This window comes from Cupriavidus yeoncheonensis, assembly GCF_905397275.1.
Taxonomy (GTDB): Bacteria; Pseudomonadota; Gammaproteobacteria; order Burkholderiales; family Burkholderiaceae; genus Cupriavidus; species Cupriavidus yeoncheonensis.
Genome location: NZ_CAJPUY010000019.1, coordinates 36259 through 62489, shown reverse-complemented (window position 1 = coordinate 62489; position 26231 = coordinate 36259). Strand labels below are relative to the sequence as shown.

At 64.7% G+C, this 26231-nt stretch carries 23 protein-coding genes; 9 read left to right on the top strand and 14 right to left on the bottom strand.

Annotated elements, in window-relative coordinates; all coding sequences use genetic code 11:
• The first annotated feature begins 33 nt into the window (after positions 1 to 33).
• On the top strand, positions 34 to 1002 hold the full coding sequence (locus KHO22_RS23560; protein WP_211949599.1) for a Bug family tripartite tricarboxylate transporter substrate binding protein: 969 nt from the start codon (positions 34 to 36) through the stop codon (positions 1000 to 1002).
• 23 nt (positions 1003 to 1025) lie between these two features.
• Here the strand turns inward: KHO22_RS23560 and KHO22_RS23555 are convergent, their stop codons facing one another.
• Complete coding sequence (locus tag KHO22_RS23555; RefSeq protein ID WP_211949598.1) at positions 1026 to 2315, bottom strand: DUF3422 family protein; 1290 nt, start codon at positions 2313 to 2315, stop codon at positions 1026 to 1028.
• 619 nt (positions 2316 to 2934) lie between these two features.
• Between KHO22_RS23555 and KHO22_RS23550 the strand changes: the two genes are divergently transcribed.
• Positions 2935 to 3132, top strand: coding sequence for a hypothetical protein (locus KHO22_RS23550; RefSeq protein ID WP_211949597.1), 198 nt, complete (start codon positions 2935 to 2937; stop codon positions 3130 to 3132).
• 84 nt (positions 3133 to 3216) lie between these two features.
• Here KHO22_RS23550 and KHO22_RS23545 read toward each other — a convergent pair whose 3' ends face one another.
• Positions 3217 to 3648, bottom strand: a complete 432-nt coding sequence (locus KHO22_RS23545) for a CBS domain-containing protein (protein WP_211949596.1) — start codon at positions 3646 to 3648, stop codon at positions 3217 to 3219.
• A 423-nt stretch (positions 3649 to 4071) separates the two neighbouring features.
• Between KHO22_RS23545 and KHO22_RS23540 the strand changes: the two genes are divergently transcribed.
• A complete protein-coding gene (locus KHO22_RS23540; RefSeq protein ID WP_211949595.1) occupies positions 4072 to 5469 on the top strand; it encodes a diguanylate cyclase in 1398 nt (465 codons plus the stop codon).
• A 109-nt stretch (positions 5470 to 5578) separates the two neighbouring features.
• Here the strand turns inward: KHO22_RS23540 and KHO22_RS23535 are convergent, their stop codons facing one another.
• Positions 5579 to 6520: a LysR family transcriptional regulator gene (locus KHO22_RS23535; RefSeq protein ID WP_211949594.1), complete on the bottom strand. Its 942-nt coding sequence runs from the start codon at positions 6518 to 6520 to the stop codon at positions 5579 to 5581.
• Between the two features lie 194 nt (positions 6521 to 6714).
• Between KHO22_RS23535 and KHO22_RS23530 the strand changes: the two genes are divergently transcribed.
• Positions 6715 to 7722, top strand: a complete 1008-nt coding sequence (locus KHO22_RS23530) for a tripartite tricarboxylate transporter substrate binding protein (protein WP_211949593.1) — start codon at positions 6715 to 6717, stop codon at positions 7720 to 7722.
• A gap of 40 nt (positions 7723 to 7762) precedes the next feature.
• Here the strand turns inward: KHO22_RS23530 and KHO22_RS23525 are convergent, their stop codons facing one another.
• Positions 7763 to 8614, bottom strand: a complete 852-nt coding sequence (locus KHO22_RS23525) for a LysR family transcriptional regulator (protein ID WP_211949592.1) — start codon at positions 8612 to 8614, stop codon at positions 7763 to 7765.
• Between the two features lie 116 nt (positions 8615 to 8730).
• Here KHO22_RS23525 and KHO22_RS23520 point away from each other — a divergent pair, with 116 nt between their 5' ends.
• Positions 8731 to 9351, top strand: a complete 621-nt coding sequence (locus KHO22_RS23520; RefSeq protein ID WP_211949591.1) for a LysE family translocator — start codon at positions 8731 to 8733, stop codon at positions 9349 to 9351.
• A gap of 29 nt (positions 9352 to 9380) precedes the next feature.
• On the opposite strand, the gene KHO22_RS23515 is transcribed toward KHO22_RS23520, so the two are convergent.
• Entirely contained in the window at positions 9381 to 9632 is a 252-nt protein-coding gene (locus KHO22_RS23515; RefSeq protein ID WP_211949590.1) for a hypothetical protein, read from the bottom strand.
• Positions 9633 to 9730: 98 nt separating this feature from the next.
• Positions 9731 to 10987, bottom strand: a complete 1257-nt coding sequence (locus KHO22_RS23510; protein WP_211949589.1) for a serine hydrolase domain-containing protein — start codon at positions 10985 to 10987, stop codon at positions 9731 to 9733.
• Between the two features lie 202 nt (positions 10988 to 11189).
• Between KHO22_RS23510 and KHO22_RS23505 the strand changes: the two genes are divergently transcribed.
• Positions 11190 to 11447, top strand: coding sequence for a hypothetical protein (locus KHO22_RS23505; protein WP_211949588.1), 258 nt, complete (start codon positions 11190 to 11192; stop codon positions 11445 to 11447).
• A 40-nt stretch (positions 11448 to 11487) separates the two neighbouring features.
• On the opposite strand, the gene fdhF is transcribed toward KHO22_RS23505, so the two are convergent.
• The 6 genes from fdhF to oxlT (KHO22_RS23475) all read right to left on the bottom strand — a co-directional run bounded on the left by fdhF (position 11488) and on the right by oxlT (KHO22_RS23475) (position 21046).
• Positions 11488 to 14301 carry a formate dehydrogenase subunit alpha gene (fdhF, locus tag KHO22_RS23500; protein WP_211949587.1) on the bottom strand — a complete coding sequence of 938 codons (2814 nt, stop codon included), beginning with the start codon at positions 14299 to 14301 and terminating at the stop codon, positions 11488 to 11490.
• Positions 14298 to 16037 carry an NADH-ubiquinone oxidoreductase-F iron-sulfur binding region domain-containing protein gene (locus KHO22_RS23495; RefSeq protein ID WP_211949586.1) on the bottom strand — a complete coding sequence of 580 codons (1740 nt, stop codon included), beginning with the start codon at positions 16035 to 16037 and terminating at the stop codon, positions 14298 to 14300. Before KHO22_RS23495 ends, fdhF begins: the two co-directional genes overlap by 4 nt.
• Before the next feature lie 158 nt (positions 16038 to 16195).
• Positions 16196 to 17515 carry an oxalate/formate MFS antiporter gene (gene oxlT, locus KHO22_RS23490; RefSeq protein ID WP_211949585.1) on the bottom strand — a complete coding sequence of 440 codons (1320 nt, stop codon included), beginning with the start codon at positions 17513 to 17515 and terminating at the stop codon, positions 16196 to 16198.
• 656 nt (positions 17516 to 18171) lie between these two features.
• The gene (locus tag KHO22_RS23485) at positions 18172 to 18390 is read right to left on the bottom strand and encodes a hypothetical protein (RefSeq protein ID WP_211949584.1); all 219 of its coding nucleotides are present in this window, start codon (positions 18388 to 18390) and stop codon (positions 18172 to 18174) included.
• Between the two features lie 143 nt (positions 18391 to 18533).
• Positions 18534 to 19466 carry a LysR family transcriptional regulator gene (locus tag KHO22_RS23480; RefSeq protein ID WP_211949583.1) on the bottom strand — a complete coding sequence of 311 codons (933 nt, stop codon included), beginning with the start codon at positions 19464 to 19466 and terminating at the stop codon, positions 18534 to 18536.
• Between the two features lie 251 nt (positions 19467 to 19717).
• Positions 19718 to 21046 carry an oxalate/formate MFS antiporter gene (gene oxlT, locus KHO22_RS23475; protein WP_211949582.1) on the bottom strand — a complete coding sequence of 443 codons (1329 nt, stop codon included), beginning with the start codon at positions 21044 to 21046 and terminating at the stop codon, positions 19718 to 19720.
• Positions 21047 to 21252: 206 nt separating this feature from the next.
• Between oxlT (KHO22_RS23475) and KHO22_RS23470 the strand changes: the two genes are divergently transcribed.
• From KHO22_RS23470 to KHO22_RS23460, 3 genes are all read left to right on the top strand, one after another.
• Positions 21253 to 22197 (top strand): LysR family transcriptional regulator, encoded by a 945-nt coding sequence (locus KHO22_RS23470; RefSeq protein WP_211949581.1) that lies wholly within the window; start codon positions 21253 to 21255, stop codon positions 22195 to 22197.
• A gap of 103 nt (positions 22198 to 22300) precedes the next feature.
• Positions 22301 to 22603: an HAD family hydrolase gene (locus KHO22_RS23465; RefSeq protein WP_211949580.1), complete on the top strand. Its 303-nt coding sequence runs from the start codon at positions 22301 to 22303 to the stop codon at positions 22601 to 22603.
• A 152-nt stretch (positions 22604 to 22755) separates the two neighbouring features.
• On the top strand, positions 22756 to 23358 hold the full coding sequence (locus KHO22_RS23460; RefSeq protein ID WP_211949579.1) for a TetR/AcrR family transcriptional regulator: 603 nt from the start codon (positions 22756 to 22758) through the stop codon (positions 23356 to 23358).
• A 48-nt stretch (positions 23359 to 23406) separates the two neighbouring features.
• Here KHO22_RS23460 and KHO22_RS23455 read toward each other — a convergent pair whose 3' ends face one another.
• The gene (locus tag KHO22_RS23455; protein WP_211949578.1) at positions 23407 to 24387 is read right to left on the bottom strand and encodes a Bug family tripartite tricarboxylate transporter substrate binding protein; all 981 of its coding nucleotides are present in this window, start codon (positions 24385 to 24387) and stop codon (positions 23407 to 23409) included.
• Positions 24388 to 24425: 38 nt separating this feature from the next.
• On the bottom strand, positions 24426 to 26000 hold the full coding sequence (locus KHO22_RS23450; protein ID WP_211949577.1) for an AMP-binding protein: 1575 nt from the start codon (positions 25998 to 26000) through the stop codon (positions 24426 to 24428).
• Positions 26001 to 26231 lie beyond the last annotated feature (231 nt).

The window sequence follows — 26231 nt, the reverse complement described above, 5'->3', positions numbered from 1 at the left end:
GCTTCCCATACAAGAGAGACAAGGAGACAGGACATGAAGAAGCTGATCGCATCTGCACTGATGACCGTTGCCATGGCCGTTGCAACGACGGGGGCCCATGCCGCATGGCCGGAGAAGCCGGTCACCATGGTGGTGCCCTTCCCTGCGGGCGGCTCGACCGACAATGTGGCGCGCATCCTGAGCGCGAAGTACCAGGCACAGTTCGGCGGCAGCTTCGTGGTGGACAACCGTCCCGGCGCGGCCGGCATGATCGGCGCGGCCACGGTCAAGCGCGCGCCGGCCGACGGCTACACCGTGTTCGTCTCGTCGCTGGGACCGTTCGTGATCGGCCCGCATCTGTCAAAGAACGCGGGCTACGATCCGCTCAGGGACTTCGACTACATCAGCGTTGCGGTGCAGGCGCCGAACGTGCTGGCCGTCCCCGCGAATTCGCGGTTCAAGACGATCCAGGATGTCATCGCCTATGAAAAGGCCAACCCGAACAAGATGACGTTCGCGTCCGCCGGCAACGGCACCAGCGACCATCTCACGGCCGAGCTGTTCTGGCAGCAGACCGGCACAACGGGCATCCATGTGCCGTACAAAGGCGGCGCCCCCGCGATGAACGATCTGCTCGGCGGGCAGGTCGATGCCACCTTCATGAACATCAACACCGCGGTGCCGCATATCAAGGCCGGCAAGCTGCGCGCACTGGCCATCACGAGCACCGCGCGCTCGCCGATCCTGCCCGATGTGCCCACCATGGACGAGTCCGGCATCAAGGGCGTGACGGTCTACTCGTGGCAGGCCGTGGCCGCGCCCAAGGGACTGCCGCCCGAGATCAAGGCAAAGCTGCACAGCGCCACGGTCGCGGCGCTCAATGACCCGGCGGTCAGGTCGAAGCTGCTCGAAGTCGGCTTCGAGATCGTCGCCAACACGCCGGAGCAGTTCGCCGCGTTCCAGGCGTCGGAGTTCGCGCGCTGGAAGAAAGTGATCGAACTGGGCAAGATCACCGCGGACTGAACGGACTGCCGCCGGTGGCCCGTTCAGCCTGCGCTTTTCCTGGCGCCATGCTGCCCGGCCCCGTTCGACCGCTTGGTGCGCCGGATCACCATGAACACCAGCAGCACGACCGGCGCGATCAGCAGCCCCTCGACCAGCTCCGGGTCCATGCCCAGGTGCAGCGCGTGCAGCGAGCGCAGGCCAACCGCCGTCAGCGAGAGCACATAGTAGGAAATCGCCGCCACGGACAGCCCTTCCACCGCGTGCTGCAGGTGGAGCTGCGTGCGCGCGGTGCGATCCATGCCCGCGAGCAGCCGCATTGTATTGCCTTCCTGCGCCAGGCTGACCCGCGTGCGCAACAGGTCGACCGCGCGCGCCACGCGCGTCGTGAACTGCTCCAGGCGGTTCGCGTTGGCGCGGCATGTCTCCATGGCCGGCGTGAAGCGGCGCTCCATGAATTCGGCGATGGTCGGGATGCCCTCGATGCGCTCCTCGCGCAGCTCCTGGATGCGGGCCATCACCAGCCGCTCGTAAGCACGGCTGGCGCTGAAGCGGTGGCTCGACTCCGCCAGCGCTTCGCCGCGCACGGCAAGGTGCGTGAGTTCCTGCAGCAGGCCCGCGTCCACATTGTCGTCGGGCGCGGAGTCCATGCGGTGCATCAGGCCGGCCAGCGAGCGCTGCAGCACGTCGAGCGAACGGCCCAGTTCGCGCGCGGCGGGCAGCGCCAGCAGGGCCATCATGCGATAGGTCTCGATCTCGTACAGCCGCTGCAGCAGACGTCCGCCCTGCGCCTCGCGGAAGCCCTCGTCGATGACAAGGAAGCGCGAGAAGCCATCGGGCTTGATGGTCCAGTCGCAATAGACTTCGCCGTTGCCGAGCACGCGGCTGCCGACCTTGATCGGGCCGTCGATCCATTGCCGGAAGCCATTGCGCGCCGTCGGGGCATTCTCCCCGGAGACCAGCTCCATGCGGATGGCGACGAAGCGCATGCCCGCGATCTGTTCGAACCAGGCCTGCGGCACGTGCTCGGTGGCCAGGCCGGAGAAGTAGTCGGTGTCATGCCGGCTGGCCACGAACGTGTAGGTGGAGAACTCCGTGTGGCGTTCCCACTTCAGCTGGCGCTCGCCATTCCATTGCGCGGCATAGTGCGTGCTGCCCGGTTCCGGCGGCGGCATGCCGGTGAGATCGCACAACGCGCGCAGCAATTGCTCATGGATGGCGGCATCGTCTCCCGCATAGATCGCCAGATGAGCGAGGGCGACGGAGCCTGACAGGCGCAGGAAGGGTCTTGCATGCAATTCGTTGGCAAGGCTGGCGCGCAGGGCGTGGTCCATATTCGTCGGTCTTTCGGAAGGTTTCGGTCGTTGGCTTCCGTCAGGATATCAGTCGAACATGACGGAACGTCAGCCAGATCCCGGCCAGAACCATAAAAACCGGCTATCCCTCCCGGTCTTGCGCCGACGCCACGGTAGCCCCGCGGATTCCGTGCCGCGCCACCGCACCGGCCACCACTCCGCCTGCCTTCATGGCTTCGGCGAAACTTGCGGGAAAGTTCGCCGCACGCGCCCGAGGCTGGTTCGGAGGTCACGCAAGCGCTGGATCAGAACTTGGCCGGCGAGGTCTGGGACAACGCTTCTCCGACCGGTGAACGAACTGGTGACCTAGCACTCCGATGTCGACAACGTGTGGCTCGTGGCCGGATATGTCGTCGGAGCACCCAAGGCCAACCCGTAGCAGCCTGGCTCCGGCCACGGGCCTGACTGGACTGGCACAGTGGTCAGCGCGAGCCGAATATGGCTCCGATGTGACTACTTCGAGCTGCTATCCGGCCGACGCGGGCGCGATCCAGCCACCGCGCCGCCGGGCTGGAATCAGGATGGCGTTCGGCACCGGTTGTCGGGCGGCGGATCGTGGCCTACGCTGGAACCATTCCTTGGTGATGGGATGACCTCCATGCCTCGCTCCCGGCGATTTCGCCCACTGCTGGCCCTGCTGGTGGCAGGCTTGTCCGTCGCCTGCAATTCGCAGCCGAAGAACCACCTGTTGCCCCCTGCCCCGCCACCGCCGCGCCAGCCGGTGCCTGCCGGCGACTACTACGAGCCGGTTTCGCCGGCATCGCCCGCCCCCGCTGCGCCGCGCAAGCAACCATAACGCGGCCGCCTGGCTCAACGCCACGGCGCGTGCCCCGGCTGAACCCGGGCGGTGTCCGGGTGCCGGACTAATTTGGGAAGGGGATCACTCCGCGGCCAATGTCTCTGCATCGCGTGCCGACGCCAGCGCTTTGAGCACATCTCGCCAACTCACGATGCCAACCGGTCGGAATTGGTCGTTCACGATGGGAATACATGAGATGGGGTGGGAGAGAAACAGATCGACGGCATCGGCGATGTCGGCGTCGGGCTGCAGCGTCAGCGGGCCACGCGACATGATCTGGTGCACGCGCAGCTTGAGGGTATTGACGTCCCTTGCAGATTCCACGGTGCTGCCAATAAACGGGCTCATGGCACGGAGGATATCTCGATCGGATATGACCCCGTGTAGCTTCCCATGCTCGACGACAAGCAGATGATGAAACTTTTCTTCGTCGAAGAGACTCTTCACCATCTCCAACGTGTCGTCAAAGCCAACGACGAAAAGCTTCCTTGACATGATGCTGTCGATGATCACGAATTTACTCCTATGGCTGATTGGACGCGAAAATGGGCAGACATGGCGGCCGCGACGGAGATCGACGTCGGGCCCTCAGCCCCTCTATATAGAAGAGTCCGGGCAGCTATGCTGCGATAGCGCTTGGCCGGCGCACCTTAGCTCCCCGCGATGCTGGTCAACAGATTATAGGCGGCCTGGTGGGCGAGCCACGACTCGGCGCTCCTGCCTGCCATTTCGAACCGAACGGCCCGGGGCTGATTCCAGTGCGACCGATGCGCTTTGCTCGCGGCACGCCGCTGCCCATGACGTTGAGCGTTAGTTTGATGCAGCGCAGGCAGGGGTATTGCACGAAGCGGGCAATCGGGAGAGTGTCTCGCATACTCTGGGCAGCAGGTATGTTCCTGCCGCTTCCGGAGGGCAAACTTCTCTCGAGAATTCTTCATGTTAAGGCTATCTGCGGCTCAACTCGAACAGGATTGGCGCGCGATTCTCGGCGATTTCACTTGCGACACACTTGGTCTCGTACGTAGTTTCGCCGTGCAGTATCAACGCGAGCTGGCTAATCATTTCTACGATGAGATGCTGGCCGATCCGGTGGCTTCCCGGCTGATATCGCACGACCAGGTGAAATCACGCCTGCACGATTCCATGATGAAATGGGTTGCAGGCGTGTTTCTGCCGGGGCCGAAGGACGATCTGCGAGATCAAATTGCCAGGCTGGTACAGATTGGCGAGGTACATGCGCGCATCGACGTCCCTGTCCATTTGGTGTTGCGCGGAGCACGCAAGCTCAAGGACGGCTTCAGCATCATGTTGCGTGATGGCGCCTCTCTGGGCACTGGTGATGCGATCGACGCCGTGCGCCTGATGAGTTCAGTCATCGACCTTGCCATGGAGATGATGAGCTTTGCTTATTCAAGTTCTCATGATCGAAACTCCCGTGCCGAGGAAGCCTATCGGTTGACCGCCGTCGTTCAGAATGTGGCCGCTGAACAGGAGCGCCAGCGCGCGGCCTTGCTGGACTGGGAGAATGTCCTGATGTTCGAGCTGGCGGTGAATACAGCAGCGTGCGACCTGCCGCGAGTTCACGCATCAGAGTTCGGCATGTGGTTTCGCCACAAGGGCATGCCCGCCTTCGAGGGCGCTGCCGAGAGTCAAGTTATCCTGCAGGCGATGAACGACGTTGACGGCATGCTGCTGCCAACTCTGGAAGCGGCAAGCGAGTCTGGCTCCGGGCGGCCCAAGCATCTGCGCATGCTGCGTATGTTGACCAGCAGCATTGGCTTCAACCTGGATCTTCTGTTCAAGCAGGCCAACGAACTGGAATCCGGTCGCGACGTGCTAACGCGTCTGCTGAATCGAAAATTCCTGCCGGTGGTGATGAGCAAGGAAGTGAAATATGCGCGCCAGCGCGGCACGAACTTTGCCGTGCTGGCTATCGATATCGACTATTTCAAGGACGTGAACGATTCTTATGGCCATGAGGCTGGCGACCTAGTGCTCCAGGAGCTGGCAACCCGGCTGATCAACGCCAGTCGCGGCGGTGATTACACGTTTCGTCTGGGCGGCGAGGAGTTTCTGATGGTACTGGTCGACGTAACTGCGGAGAACGGGCGGCACGCAGCCGAGAAACTCCGCTGCCTCGTGGAGGAAGCGCCGTTCTCCCTGCGCCATGGCGTGACGTTGTCGCTCACAATCAGTATTGGCCTGGCATTCAATGATGGGCATCCGGATTACCAGCGCACCATGAACCAGGCCGACGAGGCTCTGTACGAAGCGAAAAGATCCGGACGGAACTGCGTGGTCGTGGCATCGCCAGCTGCGGCGCCGCTGCATTGATCGCGTAAATCGATGAAGTCCGGCCGGCTCTATATTGAGAACTGAGGCAACTTGCCTCGCCGAGAAGGCGGTTGTACTTCCGCATAAGGAGATGGGTTCAGGCCCCTTCCTACTTGGCCCCCTCACATGGCTCATGTGACAACGCCACCAAAGGCAATGCCTTGACAATGCGCCGCAAAAGCGTGCTTGCCACTGGCGACAACGGCCGTCCGGCTCGCGTGATGACGTGGATGCGGCTGTTGTTAAGGATCGGATTCGCCAGCGGCAGCGATACCAGGGCGGCAAACTGCGCGCCCTCCAACGCCACCAAACCCGGCGTCATGATGTAGCCCAGCCCCCTTGCCGCGAATTCCCACAGTACCTTGAACGAGTTGGTGACAAGCATGCGCTTTAGCGTGACGTGCTCGTCCAGCTCCGCCGCCTGCACGTGCTTGCGCACGCCGAATGACTCGACCATTGCCGCTCCCTGGTGCGGCGCCAGGTCCGCCAGCATCAGCGCACTGCGCCGCCGCGCCAGCGCGTGGTCCTTGCGCACATGTACGCGGATCGGCGCCAGCCGTGAGTAGTGCGAGCGCAGGAACTCGTCGTTGGGTGGCTGGAACACCAGCCCGATGTGCGCGACGTCTTCCCGGATGCAGCGTACCGCTTCCTCGGTGCCCGCCACCCGGATGTTGTAGGTCGCGTCGGGATGTGCGACCAGGAACTCGCGCAGCACTGGCTCGAACACCAGGTCAATGAAGCCCTCGCCCAAGACCAGTTCGATATGCCCGCGCTGGGCACTCTTCAGGCTGTTGACCTCGGCAAGGAACGTGTCGTGCAGGTCCTGCTGGCGGCGGGCGAAGCGCGCGATCATGCGGCCGGAGTCCGTGACAACTACGCCCCGCCCGCGCCGCTCCAGCAACGTCAGGCCAGTGTCTTCCTCGAGCTTGGCCACCGCCCGGCTCACCGCCGAGGGGTCCAGCTCCAACACTTCCGCCGCGCCCCGCACGGAACCCGTCTCGATGATCCGGAGCAGGCAGAGCGCCCGTTTCCGGTCCAGCACTTCCTCCATTCGCCCTCACTGAGTTGGCTTTTAATTGTTGTAATTTATACAACAATTTCCTTCCGGAATTGTCATCGACGCGATGAAGGCATCTAAAGATAATGCGCTGGACGACCAACGAAGCCCTGCCGGCTGGCGCCGTGTTCTGGGCAAGCCTCGCGCAAAGCTACCTCGGCTGAAAAACATTACCCTCGGAGACAACCATGATTTCGCGTACCCGCCGCCGCTTCCTGCAATACGCCGGTCTGAGCGTCGGCGCGCCGCGCCTCGCGACCCTGCCGGCCTTTGCGGCAGAGACCTTCCCGAGCCGGGCGCTCTCGCTTGTGGTGCCATATCCAGCGGGCGGTGCCAGCGATGTGACCGCACGGATATTCGGGGAATCCATCGGCAGGAGCGTGAAGCAGCAGGTGGTCGTCGAAAATTATGGCGGCGGCACCGGGGCCATCGGTGCCAACAAGGTGCTGGCTGCGCCGGCCGACGGATATACCGTCTTCCACGGCTCGCTCAACGAGGTGTTCCTGTCCCCGTTGCTGAACCCGGCAACCCGCTACAAGCCCCAGGACTTGATGCTGGCGGCCCCCATCGGCGGGTCCAATATCGTGCTCCTTGCGCGCAGTGGCCTGCCGGCCGACACGCTGGACAAATTCCTCGATCTGGCGAAGGAGAGCAAGGGCATGTCGATGACCTACGCAACGGTCGGCATCGACTCGTTCTATCACCTGATGGGCGAAGCCCTCGGCGCCCGCATCGGCGCGCCCTTCCTTCACGTGCCATATAAGGGCGCCGCCCCCGCACTGGCGGCCCTTGCCGGCGGCGAGGTGGACTTTGCCATCCTGCCCTACCAGTCGGCGTTCGACAGCATGCAGGGACAGGGCCGTATCAAGATTCTGACGAGCTTCGCCAAGTCGTTGCCGGCGCCGATCAGGCACATCCCGCTGATCTCGCAATCCCGCCAGGTTCCGGACTTCGAATACGCGATCAGGGGCGGCTACTTCGTCAGGCAAGGCACGCCCGCCGAACGGGTGGCCGTGCTCCGCAAGGCAATCGGAGAAGCGCTCGCCAAGCCGGAGATCCGCACCAGGCTCGAAGCCGAAGGCCGCAGCGTCGCGCAACCCATCGACAGCCAGGCACAAGCCAATCAGTACTTCGACCAGTACATGGGGAGTGTGACCCAACTCATTCGCAGCGTCGGGCGCAAGCCGGTGGCCTGAACCCACCAGGTCACCGCGGTGGTGCCGCCCGGTATTCGGCTCAGGCCCTGAGGTCCGCCAGCATCTGTTCCGCCAGGAAATCGCATGGCGGCCGTGCGGACCTGGCGCTCCGCGCCAGCACGACTTCAAGCGAGGGCAGCGGCGGCAGCCCTTCGGCGTCGCCGAGCAGCATCAGGTGTTCCGGAATGCTGCATCGGGCCAGCGGCGCGATGGCCAGCCCTGCTTCGACCATGCTGATCAGGCCAAGCAGGCTGGGGCTTTCATAGGACATCCGGTACCGGATGCCCGCCCCCTGCAGCGCACTGATGGCATGCCCGCGCGCCGCGCTGCCGTGCGCGAAGACCGCGATCGGTAATGGGCGCTCCTTCCACACCTGCCGGTTGGCACGGGCCGCGGCCCATGCCATCGGCTCATGCCGGATGAAGTCCCCGGTAACACCGCGCGTCTTCGTGATGCACGCAAGGTCAAGCGTGTTGTCCTTCAGCAAGGGAATGAGCGCGTGGCTGGGCAAGCCGATGACGCGGATCTCCACGCGGGGATGCGCGACCGCGAACTTGCGCAGCACGGTGGGCAGCAGCGAGGATGCATAGTCATCGGGCACGCCGATGGTGACCCGCCCGCGGATTTCCGGACGAACCACCGCGGCCCATGCTTCTTCGCGCATGGCCAGCATTTGCCGGCCGTAGTCGACCAGCAGCCGCCCGTCTTCGGTCAGCGCGACATTGCGGGTCGTACGTTCGAACAGTGGCTTGCCAAGTGCCTCTTCAATTGCCTTGACCTGCATGCTGATGGCCGACGGTGAACGGTGCAGGGACTCCGCGGCGCGCGCGAACGATCCCGCGTCGGCAATGGCGACAACCATCTCCAGGACATCAAGATCGAGTTTCCTCATGCGCGATCGATAAGTCAGAAATACTGAATAATAGGATCAGTATAATTCGTTTTACTTAGCGATCCTGCGCTCCGATACTGCCGCCATCGTCTGCGTCAAAGCGACAGGTGGGGCAAATGAGAGCGATGGTTGAATTCATGGCGGTGGGCGGCCTGCTGGCGATCACGCCGGGGCCGAACATGGTCTACGTGATGGCGCGATCGGTCTCGCAAGGGACCCGGGCAGGATTGATCTCGTTCGCCGGCGTCATGCTCGGCTACCTGTCCTATATGCTCAGTGCGGCATTCGGTATCAGCGCGCTGTTTCTCGCGATCCCCGGAGCCGGACGGGCGCTTGCCGTTTGCGGTGCGCTCTACCTGCTCTATCTGGCCTGGCAGATGCTCAAGCCAGGTGGCCGTTCGCCGCTGCAGGTCGACGCGGCTGCGGCAGAGCGTCCGCGCCGCCTGTTCGCGATGGGGGCGATGACCAGCCTGCTCAATCCGAAGCTGGCGCTGGTCTTCCTGTCGGTCCTGCCGCAGTTCATTGATTACGAGGCCGGAGATGTCCTGGGCCAGTCGGTCATGCTCGGACTCGCGCTGACCGCGGCATTTGCCGGCGTCAACGCGCTTGTCGCGGTGTCATCGGGCCGCGCGGCGGCGATGATGGTGCAGCGTCCGCGCTGGCTGCTGGCGCAGCGCTGCGTGACCGGCGGCATACTGGTCCTGCTGGGCTTGCGGATGGGAATTCAGGCCTGGTGAACGGCCTGCCCCTTTCCAGACTACTACCACTACTCGTGGCCCCTCACCGCGCGCTTGGTCGCGTGGAAACCGTGCTTGGTCGCGTCAGCCACCGCATGCCCGGCTGACTTCACGCCGCGGCCGATCGCGAACGTTGCATCGCGCACGGCATGGCCGCCCTGCTTGCCGGCCGTCTTGACGTTGTCCTTGAATGCATGGGCATCCCCGGACAGGCTCGCCTGCGCGAGCGGTGTCGCCGCGGCGAGGGTGATCGCGATGATCAGGGTCTTTGCCTTCCTCATGTCAACGTGTCCGAATCTGTCGTGTCAAAGCCCGGGCACCGGCCGTCCCGGCCAGTGCCACATACCGACATTTTAGCCCCGGTCCGGAATGCCCGCGCTCAGCGGGCCGCAGGCCCCGGTTCAGTGATGGCGCTGTAGACCAGCGTGCGCAGTTGGCGCCGCACGGGATAGGCCGAGGAAGGCAGGAGCTGGGTCAAAAAGAGACCGATCAGTTCCTCCTGCGGATCCACCCAGAAAAAAGTGCTGGCCGCTCCGCCCCAGAAAAAATCTCCGGCGCTGCCGGGGATCAGCGTGGATTCCGGCGTCACCGTCGTGGCAAAGCCGAGCCCGAACCCCACGCCGTCATAGGTGGCCTCGCTGAACATCGAGCGCGAAAGGCGTGGCAGGTCCACCCCGCCGGGCAGGTGGTTGGCGGTCATCAGCTTCAGCGTCTTCGGCCCGAGCAGGCGCACGCCGTCGAGTTCGCCGCCTTGCAGCAGCATGCGCGCGAAGCGCATGTAGTCCGCGGCGGTGGAGACCAGTCCGCCGCCGCCCGAAATGAATGCCGGCGGCTTGAGGTAGGCGCTCGCCTGGGGGTCGTCCTGCAGCATCGGCCCCTTCGTCGACACGACTTTGGAACCGAGAGCGCCCACGGCGTAGCACGCGCAGAAGCGCGATGCCTTGTCTTCCGGCACGTGGAAGCCGGTGTCGACCATCCCGAGCGGATCGAAGATGCGCTGCTTCAGGAAGGTCTCGAACGGCATGCCACTGACCTTGCCGACTAGGTAGCCGAGCGCATCGGTCGATACGGAGTAGTTCCAGGCCTCGCCGGGCGAGAATTCGAGCGGCAGCGTGGCCAGCTTGTCGATCATCTCGTCCAGCGTGCCTTCGGTGGCAAGCTCGCCGAGCTTCAGCTTGCGGTATGCCGCGTCGACATTGGTGTTCTGCTGGAAACCGTAGGTCAGGCCCGAGGTGTGCCGTAGCAGGTCGACCACCAGCATCGGCCGCGCCGCCGGGCGCGTCTGGAAGCTTTCCATGAAGCCCCCGGCATGGACGCCGAGGTTTTCCCACGCCGCAATGTATTTGCTGACCGGATCGTCCAGCGCAATCTTGCATTCCTCGACCAGCATCATGACCGCCACCGACGTCACGGGCTTGGTCATCGAGTAGATGCGGAAGATCGAATCCTGCGCCAGCGGCACCTGCCGCTCGCGGTCGGCGAGGCCGAGCACCGAGTTCAGCGCCAGTTCGCCGCGCCGCCATACCTGGATCAGGGCGCCGGGCAGCTTGCCGGTCGCGATATAGGATTCGTCAATGAAGCGTTCAACTCGCGCAAGCCGCTCGCGGGACATCCCCTGCGTTTCCCTGCTCTGCATATTCGTCTGTCTCCCGGTTTTGCCCTGGCCGGCGTGCCGCCGCGGGCGGCGCCTGTCCCGCCATCATGACATCGGGGGACCGTTCGCGCCAAGCGCACACGGGCGCGGCCCTGGAATCGGGGGCCGATCCGCCCCACGAAGCGCGAGTATCCACTAGGATTGGATATCGGCTCGCGGATGTCTTTCAAGGGGAGATCACATCATGCACGCATGGAAATCCGGATTCACCGCCCTGACGGTTGCGATGGCGCTCACGGCATGGTCAGGAATGTCCTCGGCGACGGAGCAGGGGGAGCAGCGCCGCGACGCGCGCGACGTCCGGCAGGATACGCGCCAGGACTCCCGGCATACCAAGCAGGATTGCCGGGCGGCCAACCAGAAGAGCAATGCGAATTGCCGCCACGACAAGCGGGACACCAAGCAGGAAGGGCGACAGACGGCCCGCGACATCAAGTACTGATCCCGCGCGCGGGCCGGCAGGGGGGAACCTGCCCCGCCTGTCAGGCCCCCAGCACCTTGCCCCCGCCGTAGCTAGACTGCGTGGGCGCCGCCCCGCCCAGGATCACCTTGATCGCGCAGTACTTGAACTCCGGGATTTTGCCGAACGGGTCCAGCGCCGCGTTGGTGAGCTTGTTGATGGCCGCCTCGTAGTAGCAGAACGGCACGAACACGGCCCCGCGCGGCGTGCCGGCATCGGCACGCGCGTACAGTGACACCTGTCCGCGCCGCGAGGCCAGCGTGACGACGTCGCCTGGCTGGCCGCCGAGGTCGGCCAGATCGAGCGGATGCACCAGCGCCACCGGATCGGGCTCGATCGCGTCCAGCACGCCCGCGCGCCGCGTCATGCTGCCCGTGTGCCAGTGTTCAAGCTGGCGCCCGGTGATCAGCACCATCGGATAGTCCTTGTCGGGCCGTTCATCCGCGGGAATGATGTCCGCCGGGACGAAGCGGCCTCGTCCGGTGGCGGTCGGGAACTGGTCGGTGAAGATCACCGGCTCGCCCGGGTCGCCTTCGGCGCGGCAGGGATAAGTCACCGCGCCCGTCTCCTGCAACCGGCCCCAGGTCACGCCGCCGATGCTCGGCATGGCGTGGCGCATCTCGTCGAACACGTCCGCCACGCTGCCGTACTGCCAGTCCAGGCCCAGGCCCTGCGCCATCTGCTGGATGATCCACAGGTCCTGCCTGGCCTGCCCCGGCGGCAACAACGCCTGGCGCCCGAGTTGTACGGTGCGGTCCGTGTTGGTGAAGGTGCCGGTCTTTTCCGGGAAGGCCGACGCCGGCAGTACAACGTCAGCCAGGTAGGCGGTCTCGGTCAGGAAGATGTCCTGCACCACGAGATGGTCCAGTGCGGCCAGCGCCTCGCGCGCATGCTCGGCATCCGGGTCTGACATGGCCGGGTTCTCGCCCATGATGTACATGCCGCGCACCTCGCCGCGCCCGATCGCGTCCATGATTTCCACCACGGTCAGTCCCGGCTGGCGGTCCAGCGGCATGCCCCATAGCTTCTCGAAGCTGGCAATGGCGTCGGGGTCGTCCACGCGGCGGTAGTCCGGGTACATCATCGGGATCAGGCCCGCATCGGATGCGCCCTGCACGTTGTTCTGGCCGCGCAGCGGATGCAGGCCGGTGCCGGGACGGCCGATCTGGCCTGTCATCAGCGCCAGCGCGATCAGGCAGCGCGCGTTGTCGGTACCGTGCACGTGCTGCGACACGCCCATGCCCCACAGGATCATCGAGGCCTTTGATGTGGCATAGGCGCGCGCGACTTCACGGATGGTCTGCGCATCGATGCCGCATACCGGCGCCATCAGTTCCGGGCTGAACGCGGCCACGTTGCGCCGCAGTTCGTCGAAGCCGATGGTGCGGCTGTCGATGAAGTCCTGGTTGACCAGTCCTTCGGTGACGATCACGTGCATCATCGCGTTGAGCAGCGCGACATCCGCGTCCGGCGTGAATTGCAGGAAACGCCAGGCAAAGCGCGCCAGGTCCGAGCGGCGCGGATCGGCCACGATGAGCTTCGTGCCGTTCTTCACCGCGTTCTTGATCCAGCTCGCCGCAACAGGGTGGTTCACGGTCGGGTTGGCGCCGATCACGATCACGACCTCGGCGCGGTCCACGTCCATCACCGGGTTCGACACGGCTCCGGAACCGATGCCTTCGAGCAGCGCCGCGACCGACGACGCGTGGCACAACCGCGTGCAGTGATCGACGTTGTTGCTGCCGAAGCCGGTGCGCACGAGTTTCTGGAACAGGTAGGCCTCTTCGTTGCTGCCCTTGGCCGAGCCGAAGCCGGCCAGCGCGCGCTTGCCGTGCGTGTCGCGGATCTGCACGAGCCTGCCGCTGGCCAGCGCGAGCGCTTCTTCCCAGGTGGCTTCGCGGAAAACGTCCATCACGTGATCCGGGTCCATGACGAAGTCGCCGCGCTTGGGCACGCCTTCGCGGCGGATCAGCGGCACGGTCAGGCGCTGTGGGTGCTGTACGTAGTCGAAACCGTAGCGGCCCTTCACGCACAGGCGCTCGTGGTTGGCCGGGCCATCCCGCCCCTCGACGTAGAGGATGCGGTTGTCCTTGACGTTGTACGTGAGCTGGCAGCCCACGCCGCAGTAGGGACACACCGATTCCACCTGCCTGTCCGGCACCGCCAGCGCCGCGTCGCGCGCGGGCATCAGCGCCCCGGTCGGGCAGGCCTGCACGCATTCGCCGCAGGCCACGCACGTGGACGCGCCCATCGGGTCGTCCATGTCGAAGACGATGCGGGCCGCGTCGCCACGCAGCGCCAGGCCGATCACGTCGTTGACCTGCTCGTCGCGGCAGGCGCGCACGCAGCGCGTGCACTGGATGCAGGCGTCCAGGTTGACGGCGATGGCGGGATGCGAGAGATCCGCCGCCACGCGCTCGCGCGGCGCGAAGCGCGGCTTGCCGACTTCCAGGCGCGCGGACCACTGGTCCAGTTCGTTGTGCCGCGTGTAGCCGGCTTCCGGCATGTCGGACTGCAGCAGCTCCAGCACCGTGCGCTGGGCGCGGCGCGCGCGCTCGGATTCCGTCTGCACCGCCATGCCCGGTGACGGATAGCGGCAGCACGACGGCGCCAGTACGCGCTCGCCCTGGATCTCCACCATGCAGGCGCGGCAGTTGCCGGCCGGCGCGAGTCCGTCCTTGTAGCAGAGGTGGGGTACGTCAAAGCCCTCGCGCTGCGCCACCTTCAGCAGGCTTTCGCCCGGCTGCGCGCTGACTTCACGGCCATTCAGCGTGAACGTGACGGCGGGCTCGGTGGATTCGACCAGCGCGCGTTCGGCGCGTGTCAGCGCATTCATGCCTGTGCCTCCGGGCGCTCCGGCGCCGCCTGCAGTTCATGTGGGAAGTAGCGGATCACGCAATCCACGGGGTTCGGTGCGGCCTGCCCGAGGCCGCAGATCGATGCATCGCGCATCACGGCCGACAGGTCCTCCAGCGCGGGCAGGTCCCATTGCGGCGCGCGGATCAGGTCGTACGCCTTGGCCGTGCCCACGCGGCACGGCGTGCATTGGCCGCAGGACTCATGCCGGAAGAAATGCATCAGGTTGCGGGCCGCGCCGACGGCGCTGTCCTGATCGGACAGCACCACGATCGCCGCCGAGCCGATGAAGCAGCCGTGCGGCTGCAGCGTGTCGAAGTCCAGCGGGATGTTGCCCATCGACGCGGGCAGGATGCCGCCCGATGCGCCGCCGGGCAGGTAGGCATAGAAGCTGTGCCCGTCCAGCATGCCGCCGCAGTATTCGTCGATCAGCTCGCGCACCGTGATGCCGGCCGGCGCCAGGTGCACACCGGGCCGGCGCACGCGGCCCGACACCGAGAACGAGCGCAGCCCCTTGCGGCCATGCCGGCCCTGCGACGCGAACCATTCCGCGCCGTTCTCCAGGATGTCGCGCACCCAGTAGAGCGTTTCGAAGTTGTGCTCGAGGGTCGGCCGGCCGAACAAACCCACCTGTGCCACATAGGGCGGGCGCAGGCGCGGCATGCCGCGCTTGCCTTCGATCGATTCGATCATGGCCGACTCTTCGCCGCAGATATAGGCGCCCGCGCCGCGGCGCAGTTCGATCTGCGGCAGGCCCGCTGCCGGCGGATCGTCGCGCAGCGCCTGCAGCGCCTGCGTGAGAATGGCGCGGCAACCCGCGTATTCGTCGCGCAGGTAGATGTAGATCGCCGACACCTGCACCACCGCAGCAGCAATCAGCATGCCTTCCAGGAAACGGTGCGGATCGCGCTCCAGATAGACACGGTCCTTGAACGTGCCAGGTTCGCCTTCGTCGATATTGACGGCCATGAGGCGCGGCGCCGGCTCCTGGCCAACGATGCGCCATTTGCGGCCGGCCGGGAAACCCGCGCCACCCAGCCCGCGCAGTCCGGAGTCCTCCATCGTGCAGAGCACGGCGGCCGGATCAAGACTGCCTTGCGCAAGCGCGTCGAGCAGCGCGTAGCCACCGCCCGCGCGGTAGGCGGCATAGCCGGTCTGCGCCACCGATTCGTCGTGAACGGTACCGGCTGCCACGCAGGCCTCGACGGCGGCAGCCGTAGCGCCATCCACCGGCTTCTGTCCCACCAGCGCGGCCGGCGCTTTCTCGCACCGGCCGATGCATGGCGCCGCCACCACGCGCACGTCCGTACCAAGCAACGCGGGCAGCTTGCCGAGCAGAGCTCGCGCACCGGCCATCTCGCAGGCGATGCCTTCACAGACGCGCACCGTCAGCACCGGCGGCGGTGCGATGTGCCCGTCGGCGTCTTCACGCACTACGTCGAAGTGGTGGTAGAACGTGGCGACCTCGTATACCTCGGTCATGGCCAGTCCCAGTTCCTGCGCCAGCGCGACCAGGTGCGGCATGGCCAGCTGGCCGTAGCGGTCCTGGATGCAGTGCAGGTGCTCGATCAGCAGGTCGCGGCGGCGCGGCATGTCGCCGAGCGCGGCCCGGACTTCCGCCAGCGCGGCGGCGTCGACCTGCCGTCCCTTGGGCTGGCGGCGCTTGCGCAGCCTTCCGAGCCCGGTGGCGTCGAGGGGAATGACAACTTGATTCATGGAACGTCGGTCTCCTGCTGGCACTATGAAGGCGTTCAGGAAGGCGCCCTTGCGGGCAGCCTTCCTGTCGCTCTTTCTCTTTTCCTTCCTCGTATTGTGCTACCGGCTGCGCCGCCTGTGTACGGTGAAGGCGGCGGCATGCCGTACGGCTTTCTTCGTCAGGTCAGGTCCTCCGGCACGGCGCGGTACCCCATCGGGCTCGCGGTATTGGCATGCACATACTTGCGGGCATGCGCCTCACGCATCGGCTTGAGTACAAAGAGCGCGAGCACCGCGGACAGACCCGCCATGGCCGAGGCCAGCACGAACACCGCATGCCAGTCGCCGGTCGCCGCGGTGATCACGCTCGAGAATGGCACCAGCAGCGCGGCCGTGCCCTTGGCCGTGTACAGCAGACCGGCATTGGTGGCGGCGAACTTCGGACCGAAGGTGTCGCCGCAGGTCGCCGGGAACAGGCTGTAGATCTCGCCCCAGGCAAAGAACACGATGCCGGTCAGCACCACGAACGCCACCGGGTTGTGGCCGTACTTGGACAGCAGCAGGATACCGACCGCCTCTACCGCGAAGGCGAAGAACATGGTGCGTTCGCGGCCGATATGGTCCGAGATCCAGCCGAAGAACGGGCGGGTCAGGCCGTTGAGCACGCGGTCGATGGTCAGCGCAAAAGTCAGCGCGGGCAGCGTCAGGCCGAGGATCGACACCGGCGAATCATGCAGGCCGAAATCCTTGGCGATCGGGCCGAGCTGCGCGGTGGCCATCAGGCCCCCGGCGGCCATCATCACGAACATCGCGTACATGATCCAGAAGATCGGCGACTTCAGCACCTGGCGCGGCGTGGCGTTGTAGGTCGCGGCAGCCTTGAGGGTGGACTTGACCTCGTTCAGGATCCTGGCCGACGGCGGATACAGGGCCATGCCCAGGATGAACACGATCAGGCCCTGGCCCAGGCCGAACCACAGGAACGTGGCTTCGTAGCCCGCGGACTTGATCATGTTGGCGATGGGCACCACCGTCATCGCGGAACCCGCACCGAAGCCCGCCGCGGTAATGCCCGCGGCAAGCCCGCGCCGGTTCGGGAACCACTTCAGCGCATTGCCCACGCAGGTGCCATAGACCGCGCCCGCGCCGACGCCGCCGATAGCCGCGGCAAAATACAGCATCGGCAGTGACGAGGCCACGGAGTTCAGCGCCCAGGCGATCGCACACAGCAGACCGCCACCCACGACCACAGGGCGCGGGCCGTACTTGTCGACCAGGTAGCCTTCGATCGGCACGAGCCACGTCTCGGTCACGACGAAGATGGTGAACGCGACCTGGATCGCGGTGCGGCCCCAGTGGTACTTGTCGTCGATCGGGTTGACGAACAGCGTCCACCCGTACTGCATGTTGGCAATCATCGCCATACAGATGACGCCGAAGACCAGCTGTACCCACGGCGACGCAAAGCGCGACGTGGACTCCCTCTGCTGCAGTTCCATTGATGTCTCCTTCTAGGCAGTCAAAACCGCCTGTGGTGGAAGATATGGGCGCCTGCTGACGCCTCTCGCATACCGCACTTTCCCGAACAGCTGAGCCGTTCTAGTGCTATACGGTATGTGATATATCAACCAAGTCAAGCGTATTCTTCGCGGCCCTGCAGCATGCTGTTTCCGCGAAAAATGCCCGTGTCGCGCCGTTGCTGCGCGACTGGTGCGCGGCGCGCATCAACGGTGCTGCATGCAACTTCAGGAATCTTTGGAAATCAGGCAGTTAGCCCCACTAGCCGCATCAATCCGGCGAGCCAGGACAGCCGTCAGCATGACGGGATTCGCAGCATCGGGAATCGGGGAAAACGACCGGGCTGGGGAAAGTCCCTAGATCAATACAACTAAGACATTACCCGTCTGTACGGACAAAACCGGGGTATGGATGGAGGTGTCGAGCCGGAGTGTGACAGCGGCATGCGCAGCGGGTGCGCATCCACCAGAGGGATGGCGGCCGAAGATCCGCCGGGACCCGTCCGTGGCCTTGCATCGAAATGCCAAGGCCAGCTTGCGGGAATGCAGGATGCGGGTACTGCTCCAAGGGTTGCCGGCCGCTACAGCCCTTGTCAGATGCGCCGTTCAGTCGGGACGGCGGCAGATGCCAGCAGGCATCAGGCGTATGCCAGTTCGCCGGCGGCAGCTGCCGTGCGCGACGGGCGAGCGCGGCCAATGCCATCGCTTTCCTGGTTCGAACCCAGACCGGCGAAGCGACCGTGTGCCTGTGCGGTCACGAGCACATCCACCGGCAGACGCGTAGCCAGCAGTGTCGTCATGCCGACACCGATGGCGATCAGGCCCAGGCCGAGAACGAAGAGAAGAGCGACTTCCATTTGAAAACTCCGATTGCGTTGTGGTTAGGAGTTTTCATTATATGCTGCGCCGCAGTATGTGTAAATATCCTGTATGTAATATATCAGTAGAAGTTTTGCTCCAATGCAACGGTGTCCGCCACGGCACGCCCTGCCCCGCTTCCCTAGGCTTCATGGACCAACGGGGGCAGCCGGTCGGGTTCAACCGTGTCCTTGTACTCGAGACCGCGCAGCGCATCCCAGATCGCGGCGGCATTCGGCTTCAGCGACCGACTCTTGCGGCGCACCAGCATGACCGTGGATGTCACCTGCGGCCGCAGCGGCCGCATGACAGCGGCTGGGTGGAGACCACCGGCCTGCGCGCGCGACGGCACGACGCCGATCCCGAGGCCCAGCGCCACCATGCCGAACACGGCGGCGAAATGCCCCAGCAACTGCAATGAGTTCGCGCGCACATGATGGTTGCTGAGCGCCTTTTCCACCGCGGGCTGTATCCCGCATTGCTGGTCCAGCGTGAGCACGTTGGCATTGCACAGGTCGCCCCACGCAATGGTGTCGCGCGACGCGAGCGGATGCTCCGCCGGCAGCACGGCGTGATATGGATCGATGCACAGCGGTTCGCAATAGAGGTCGTCGCCCGATTGCGGATCGGTGGCAATGCCAAAGTCCACTTCGCCGCTGCGCACGCTTTGCAGCACGGATTCCTGCGAGCGGTCCTTCAGGTGGATCGCGATCGCGGGCCAGGCCTTGCGGCAGCCGGCCAGCCACGCCGGCACCGACATCGAACTCAGTACGGGATCGGTCGCGATCTGCACCAGCCCTTGCGACGGCCGCGCGGCGCCCTGGCTGTCGCGCAGGGTCTGCTCGACTTCTTCGATGAGGTGGCAGATGCGTTGCGACAGGTGCTGGCCTGCATCGGTCAACTCCACCTGCCGCGTGGTGCGGTCGAACAGGCGCTGGTCGATCTCCTCTTCGAGTTCGCGCACGCTGCGGCTTACGGCCGATTGCGTCAGGCCCAGTTCGGCGGCGGCGCGCGTGAAGCTCTTGTGCCGCGCGACAGCGGCGAACGCCTTCAGTTGGGGAAGCGAGATATTCATGGCCGCGCTCCTCCGCCCTGTGTCCATCGAGGCAACGGCATCGCCAGGCTGCGATGCTGTCCTGCGGCAAGCGTGGATGATTGCAGTCTGCTCACGGCTGTCTCCTTGGCGGCCCGTCCGCCTGTCTTATGTGTTGTTGTTTCCGTGACCCACATGGCAAAAGGCCTGCGCCATGCGCAGACCGTTTGCCGGGGCATGTCGGGGGCCCGGACGCGACGTCCGGACCCACCCACTCTTTCCCATCCTCCGATTTATTCGCCTTCCCTCTGGGCGCGCACCATGAACGCGGCATCCGACACCGCCACCGCATCCGAATGGCCCGTGATGAACCGCTTGCGCATCGGCGCCAGCAACAGCTTCGCCGACAGCCCCGCCGCGATCGTCACCACTGCCGCCACCGTGAACACCGCGTCCCAGCCACCGCGTGCCGACAGCACCGAGGCCAGCGGCACCAGCATCGCCGCCGTCCCCTTCGCCGTGTACAAGGTGCCCGCATTCGCCGCCGCGAACTTGCTGCCGAACGTGTCCGCGCACAGCGCCGGGAAGATCGAGAAGATCTCGCCCCAGAACAGGAACGTCAGTGCCGCGAAGAACATGAACGCGTACGGGTCGTGGCCAAACTTCATCAGCCCGAGCAGGGCCAGGCCCTCGCCGATGAAGATCACGAACATCGTGTTCTCGCGGCCGAAACGGTCCGACAGGAAGCCACACAGCGGACGCGTGAAGCCGTTGCACAGGTTGTCGATCGACAGCGTCATCGTCAGCAGCGGCAGCGTCATGCCGAGCATCGTCACCGGCATCGAGGCGAAGCCGAAGTCCTTCGCGATCGGGCCCAGTTGCGCCGTGGCCATGATGCCGCCCGCAGCCACCGCCACGAAGCTCACATAGATCAGCCAGAACACGGGCGTCTTCACCATCTGCCCTGGCGTGAACTCCACCGGGTTGGTCAGCACCGCCTTCGCCGCCACCGCACCCTTCGGCGCCCGTGGCTTCACCAGCAGCAGCGCCAGCGCGAAGATCGCCACGCCTTGCAGGATGCCGAAGAACACGAATGCTTTCTCGTATCCCGCGCTCTGGATCATGTTTGCGATCGGGATCACCGTAATCGCCGCGCCCGCGCCGAAACCCGCCGCCGTCAGCCCGGCAGCCAGGCCCCGCTTGTCCGGGAACCACTTCAGCGCATTACCGACGCACGTGCCGTACACACCACCTGCGCCGATACCGGCGATCACCGCCGCCGTGTACAACTCCGGCAACGTCGTCGCGTAGGCGTTCATCACCCACGCCACGCCTGCGCAGATCGCCCCGCCTGCCACCACCGGCCGCGGGCCGAACTTGTCCACCAGCCAGCCTTCCAGCGGCACCAGCCAGGTCTCGGTCACAATGAAAATGGAAAACGCCACCTGGATCGCGGACGTGCCCCAGTGATGCTTGGCGTCCATCGGTGACACAAAGAGGGTCCAGCCATACTGCAGGTTTGCCACCAAGCCCATGCAAACCACGCCTATGGCCAGTTGGAACCAACGGTTTTGCAGCCCACGTCCGTTCCCGGTCGTGGCTGCCGTTTCTTGATGCGCCATCTACTGTCTCCTGGTGCTGTTCATGCGTCCCTTGGCGGGACGCTTTCCGGGGCCTCTGTGGGGTGGGCCCTACACAATGAGATCGGCGCCTGACATTGCGGCATGCAAATCTGTGGGATTGATGCTACTTCAATCTAAGATTCAGACCGCTTAAAGTTTTTTATCATATGCATTGACGAACGTTTATATATTGCACGGAACGACTGATGAAGAACGCCACGCTGCGCCAGCTAAAAGTCTTTGAAACCGTTGCTCGGCACATGAGCTTTTCACGCGCCGCCGAAGAGCTGCACCTGACCCAGCCCGCCGTGTCCACGCAGGTGAGGCAACTGGAAAACCACGTCGGCCTGCCGCTGTTCGAGCAGTTGGGCAAGAAGATCTATCTCACGCCGGCCGGGCACGAGATGCTGCATTACAGCCGCAGCATCATCCAGCAATTCCGCGAAGCCGAAGATGCCATGTCGCAACTCAAGGGGATTTCCGGTGGCCGGCTGAACGTTGCCGTGATCAGCGCGGGCGATTATTTCTTCCCGCGGCTGCTCGCCGAATTCATGGAACGCCATGACGGCGTGACGCTGAATCTTGCAGTGCACAACCGCGAGGAACTGTTGCACCAGCTGGCCGGCAACCTGACGGACCTCGCCGTCATGGTGCGGCCGCCCGAGGGCATGGATACGATCAATGAGACGTTCGCGCCGCACCCTTACGTGATCGTGGCCGCGCCGAGCCACCCGCTGGTCGGGCAACGCAATATCCCGCTGTCCGCGCTGACCGATGAGGCCTTCGTCTCGCGCGAGAAAGGGTCCGACACCTGGAACTCCATGCAGGAGGGTTTTGCCGGCAAGCTTTCCAACCTGCGCATCGCCATGGAGATCAAGAGCACGGAGACCATCAAGCAGGCGGTCATCGCCAATATGGGCATTGCCTTCCTCTCCGCCCATACCGTGGGCCTGGAGCTGCAGGCCGGCAAGCTGGCCGTGCTCGACATCCAGGGCTTTCCGGTCATGCTCAACTGGTATGTGGTGCACCGCAAGAACAAGCGGCTTCCGCCGGTGGCGCTCGCGTTCAAGCAATTCCTGATGGAGGAAGGCGCCAGCCTGATCCAGCGCATTACTGGCGTGGAGGGCCTGATCCGTCACGCCAATACATAAACAATGACTTATGATTTATCGATGAAACTTTAATTATCGTAAATCCATGGACCGCCCTATGCTTCCCTCAACCCACCGCTAGAGAGAAGACAGGAGGCACACCATGAACCAGGTCCACATCGAACAGCAGCCGGCCGCCACGCTCGGCCGCGACAACCAGCCGCTTTCGCGCGCCACCCAGCTCGCTGCCTACAACGCAGCGTTCATCGAGCTGGGCCTGCGCTTCCGTTGGGACGAGGCCATGTACGAATGGCTGTGCGGCATCGAATGCGAGAAGGCACGCGTGGCGCGCTATATCGAGGAACACCATACCCACCTGCTCAAGGCCTACGACGCAGCCTTCCTGAGCCAGCTGATCTTCGACAAGAAGAACGAGTACCTGCGAGCGGTCGGACATCTCAACTGAGACGCCCGACCTCACTTGAAGCGAGCGCGCTCACGGGGCGCGCCTCGCTTTTTTTGTTTTGTAGTCGACGCATGTCGTGGAACGGTAAGATTCGGGATCCCGATTCCTGCCCATCCGGTCCAGCGCTGTCCGGTACCGGCATTCACCGATTCATGGCCAAGCGACGCACCGACGAAGAGTTCACCACGGCGTTGACCCGACTGCTGATCGCCGAAGGTATTTCATCGCTGACCATCGGCGAGATCGCACAGCGGCTGCGCTGCTCAAGGCGGCGCCTCTATGAAATCGCCGAGACCAAGCAAGCGCTGTTCGTCAACGTCTGCCGCGATGTCCTGGCGGCAAACCTGGAAAAGGGCTACGCCGCGGCTCGGCATGAGCCAGACGCCGCCAGGGCGATCTCCGCCTACCTGCATGCCACGCTCAATACCTCGGGCCTGAGCAAGGCGGCGCTGACCGACCTGGACGCCATCGAGAGCGGCAAGGCCGTGTTCGACACCTACCAGCTGGCGCGCGTGCGCGGGCTGGAAAGCATGATCGAGGCCGGTGTCAGGGAAGGACTCATGGCGCCGCATAATCCGCGCGTGGTCTCGGAGGCGATCCTTGGCGCCGCGCATCGGCTGCGCAACCAGCAGTTCCTGCAGGAAACGGGGATGAAGATCGGCGATGCGTTCAGCGAATTCTATGAAATCATCCTGAACGGGTTGCTGGTGCGGCCTGTGGGGGGCGGCCCTCCTCCCCGCCCCCTCTCCCACTGACGCGGGCGGGGAGAGGAACCGTGTCGATGCAGTGATATCAGTCCTTGCTCACTGCTTCGGAATGCCGGCGTTCTGTATCACACGTCCCCACTTGTCATATTCATCGCGCACGAAGCGGCTGCTCTGATCGGGCGCGGCCACCACGGGAATCAGCGCAGCGGCATCGAGCGTGGTCCTCAGGTCCGGATTCTTCTGCGCCTGGTTGATGACCTGGTTCAGGCGCGCCACCACCGAAGGCGGTGTGCCCTTCGGCACGAATGCCGCCATCCAGCCCACGACTTCAAACCCCGGCACGCCGGATTCGGCGATCGTCGGTACATCGGGCAACTGCGCGGCACGCGTGGCCGTTGTCACCGCGAGCGCCCTCACCTTGCCCGACTTGACCTGCGTGACCGCCGCGCCGATGTTGGCAAACAGGAAGTCCACGTGCCCGCCCATCAGCGCGGACATGGCCTCGGACGGGCCGCCGTACGGCACATGCGTGTAGTCCAGCCCCTTGACCTCCTGCTTGAGCAGTTCCGCCGCAAGGTGCGCAGAGCTGCCGACGCTGCCCGAGGCATAGTTCACGCTGCCAGGTCGCGCCTTCACATAGGCCAGGAACTCGGCAAACGTCTTTGCCGGGAAGCTATTGCTGACGAGCAGCACGTTGCCGTTCAGGCCGAAGACGGCAACGGCCTGGAAGTCCTTGAGCGGGTCATACGGCGTTGCAGCGATCAGGCGCGGGTTGATCGCGTGGGTGACGTTGGTGCCCAGCAGCAGCGTGTATCCATCCGGCGCAGCACGCGCTACGAAATTGGCGCCAATGGTAGCCCCGGCACCGGGCTTGTTCTCGGTCACCAGCGGCTGGTGCAGCGCATCGCCCATGTATTTGGCAAAGGTGCGCGCAGTCAGGTCGGTGACGCCGCCGGGCGCGAACGGCACGATGAAACGGATCGGCCGCGTGGGATAGGTATCCTGGGCCTGTGCGGCGTTGCCGGCCAGGCCCAGGGCCAGCGCACAGGTCATCAGCAGCTTGCGGGTCAGGTGCATGGTGGTCTCCTCTTCTGTGTTGTCTTGTGACTGGCGGCTCAGGCCACCTGGCGGTCCTGGTCCGCCCAGTACCGGCTGCGGATGGCCTTGCGGTCGATCTTGCCGAGCGCCGTCAGCGGCAGGTCCTGCGCGAAGATCACAGTCTTGGGCGCGTTGACCACGCCCTTCCTTTCGGTGACGTAGCGGATCGCCTCCTCCTCGCTCAATGCATGTCCGTCGCGGGTAACGACGATGGCGGTCACCGCTTCGCCCCACTTCTCGTCCGGCACGCCGAACACCGCCGACATCGCAATGGCGGGATGCTGCGCCAGGCAGTGCTCGACCTCGCTCGGATATACATTGAAGCCACCCGAGATGATCATGTCCTTGGCCCGGTCAACGAGATAGAGATAGCCCGCCTCGTCGCGGCGTGCCATGTCGCCGGTGTGCAGCCAATCGCCCGCGAAGACCTTCTCGTCCTCTTCCGGCCGGTTCAGGTAGCCGTCCATCACCAGCGGACTGCGCACGCAGAGTTCGCCCACCTCGCCGGGTGCCACTTCGCGCAGTTCGCGGTCGAGCAGCGCGACCTGGTTGCCGGCAATGACCTTGCCGCATGAACGCAGCAGATGCGGCCGCGACGGGTCGTGGTCGTGCCGGGCAAGGTAGCTGATGGTCATGGGCGCCTCGGCCTGCCCGTACACCTGGCCGAACACCGGGCCGATCTTGCGCAGCGCTTCCTGCAGCCGCACCGGAGCGATCGGCGCCGCGCCGTACAGCACCAGCTCCAGGCTGGACACGTCGGCCGCGGGCAGGCCCGCATGGTCCAGCAAGCCATAGATCTGCGTGGGCACCAGGAAAGTCAGGTTGATGCGGTGTTCCTGCACGCGCCGCAGGAAATCGGCGGGACTGAACTTGTCGCTCAGGTACACCGTGCCGCCGCGCAGCAGCGTCGGCAGGATCAGGCTGCCGGCCGCATGGGAAATCGGCGTGGTGACGAGGTAGCGGATCTGTGCCGGCCATTCATAGGTGGCCAGCATGTGCTGCAGCATGGTCACGACCGTGCGGTGGGTATGCAGGATGCCCTTGGAGCGCCCGGTGGTTCCGCCCGTGTACGAGAGCTTGGTGATCTCGGTCGCATCGCCGCCGGGTTCGAGTTCCGAATCGTCCATGCTGGCCGCCTCGGTGGCCAGGCCGGCGCCGGCTTCGCTGTCGTCGAGCGACAGGATGCGCGGCACCACGCCGCGCGCCGCAATGGCGTCCGCGCGCGCGGCAAACCTGGCGTTGTCCACCACCAGCGCCTGCGCGTTCGCATCGGTCAGCACGAAGCAGTGGTCATCCTCCGAAGCCATGGGATGCAGCGATACGTTCTTCAGCCCCGCGAGTTGCGCGGCGATGATCGCCACGACGGCCTCCGCGCGGTTCCCAACCAGGAACGCGATTGCGTCCTGCCGCTGCAGGCCCTTCGCCCGAAAAAGCCGCGCCATGCGGCAGGACTGCCGTGCCAGCTCGGTATAGCTGTAAGCAATGCCATCACCGACGATCGCGAGCGCTGTCGGATTGGCCTTGAGGGCCGAAACATACAGTTGCGCGATCGTGGCGCAGCCATGCAGCGCCTGGTCCTGGCGAGGGGTCATGGTGTCTCCGTTCGTTGTTGTCTTGTTGGTGCCAATGTAAAAGGCAATCGGTACTGCGTCAATGTATCCGGTACCGAAACGAGGTCCTGGCATGCATGCCGGATTCCTGATGCGGACTTCGCAAACATCTGGATGAAAGTTCAGTTGTATGCAGAGGTGGCTGCGACTTTGCGGGTGGGCCTCGTCCCGAGGAGTCGTGAGCGAAAGCCGCACAGCAAGTGGTTGCCGCAA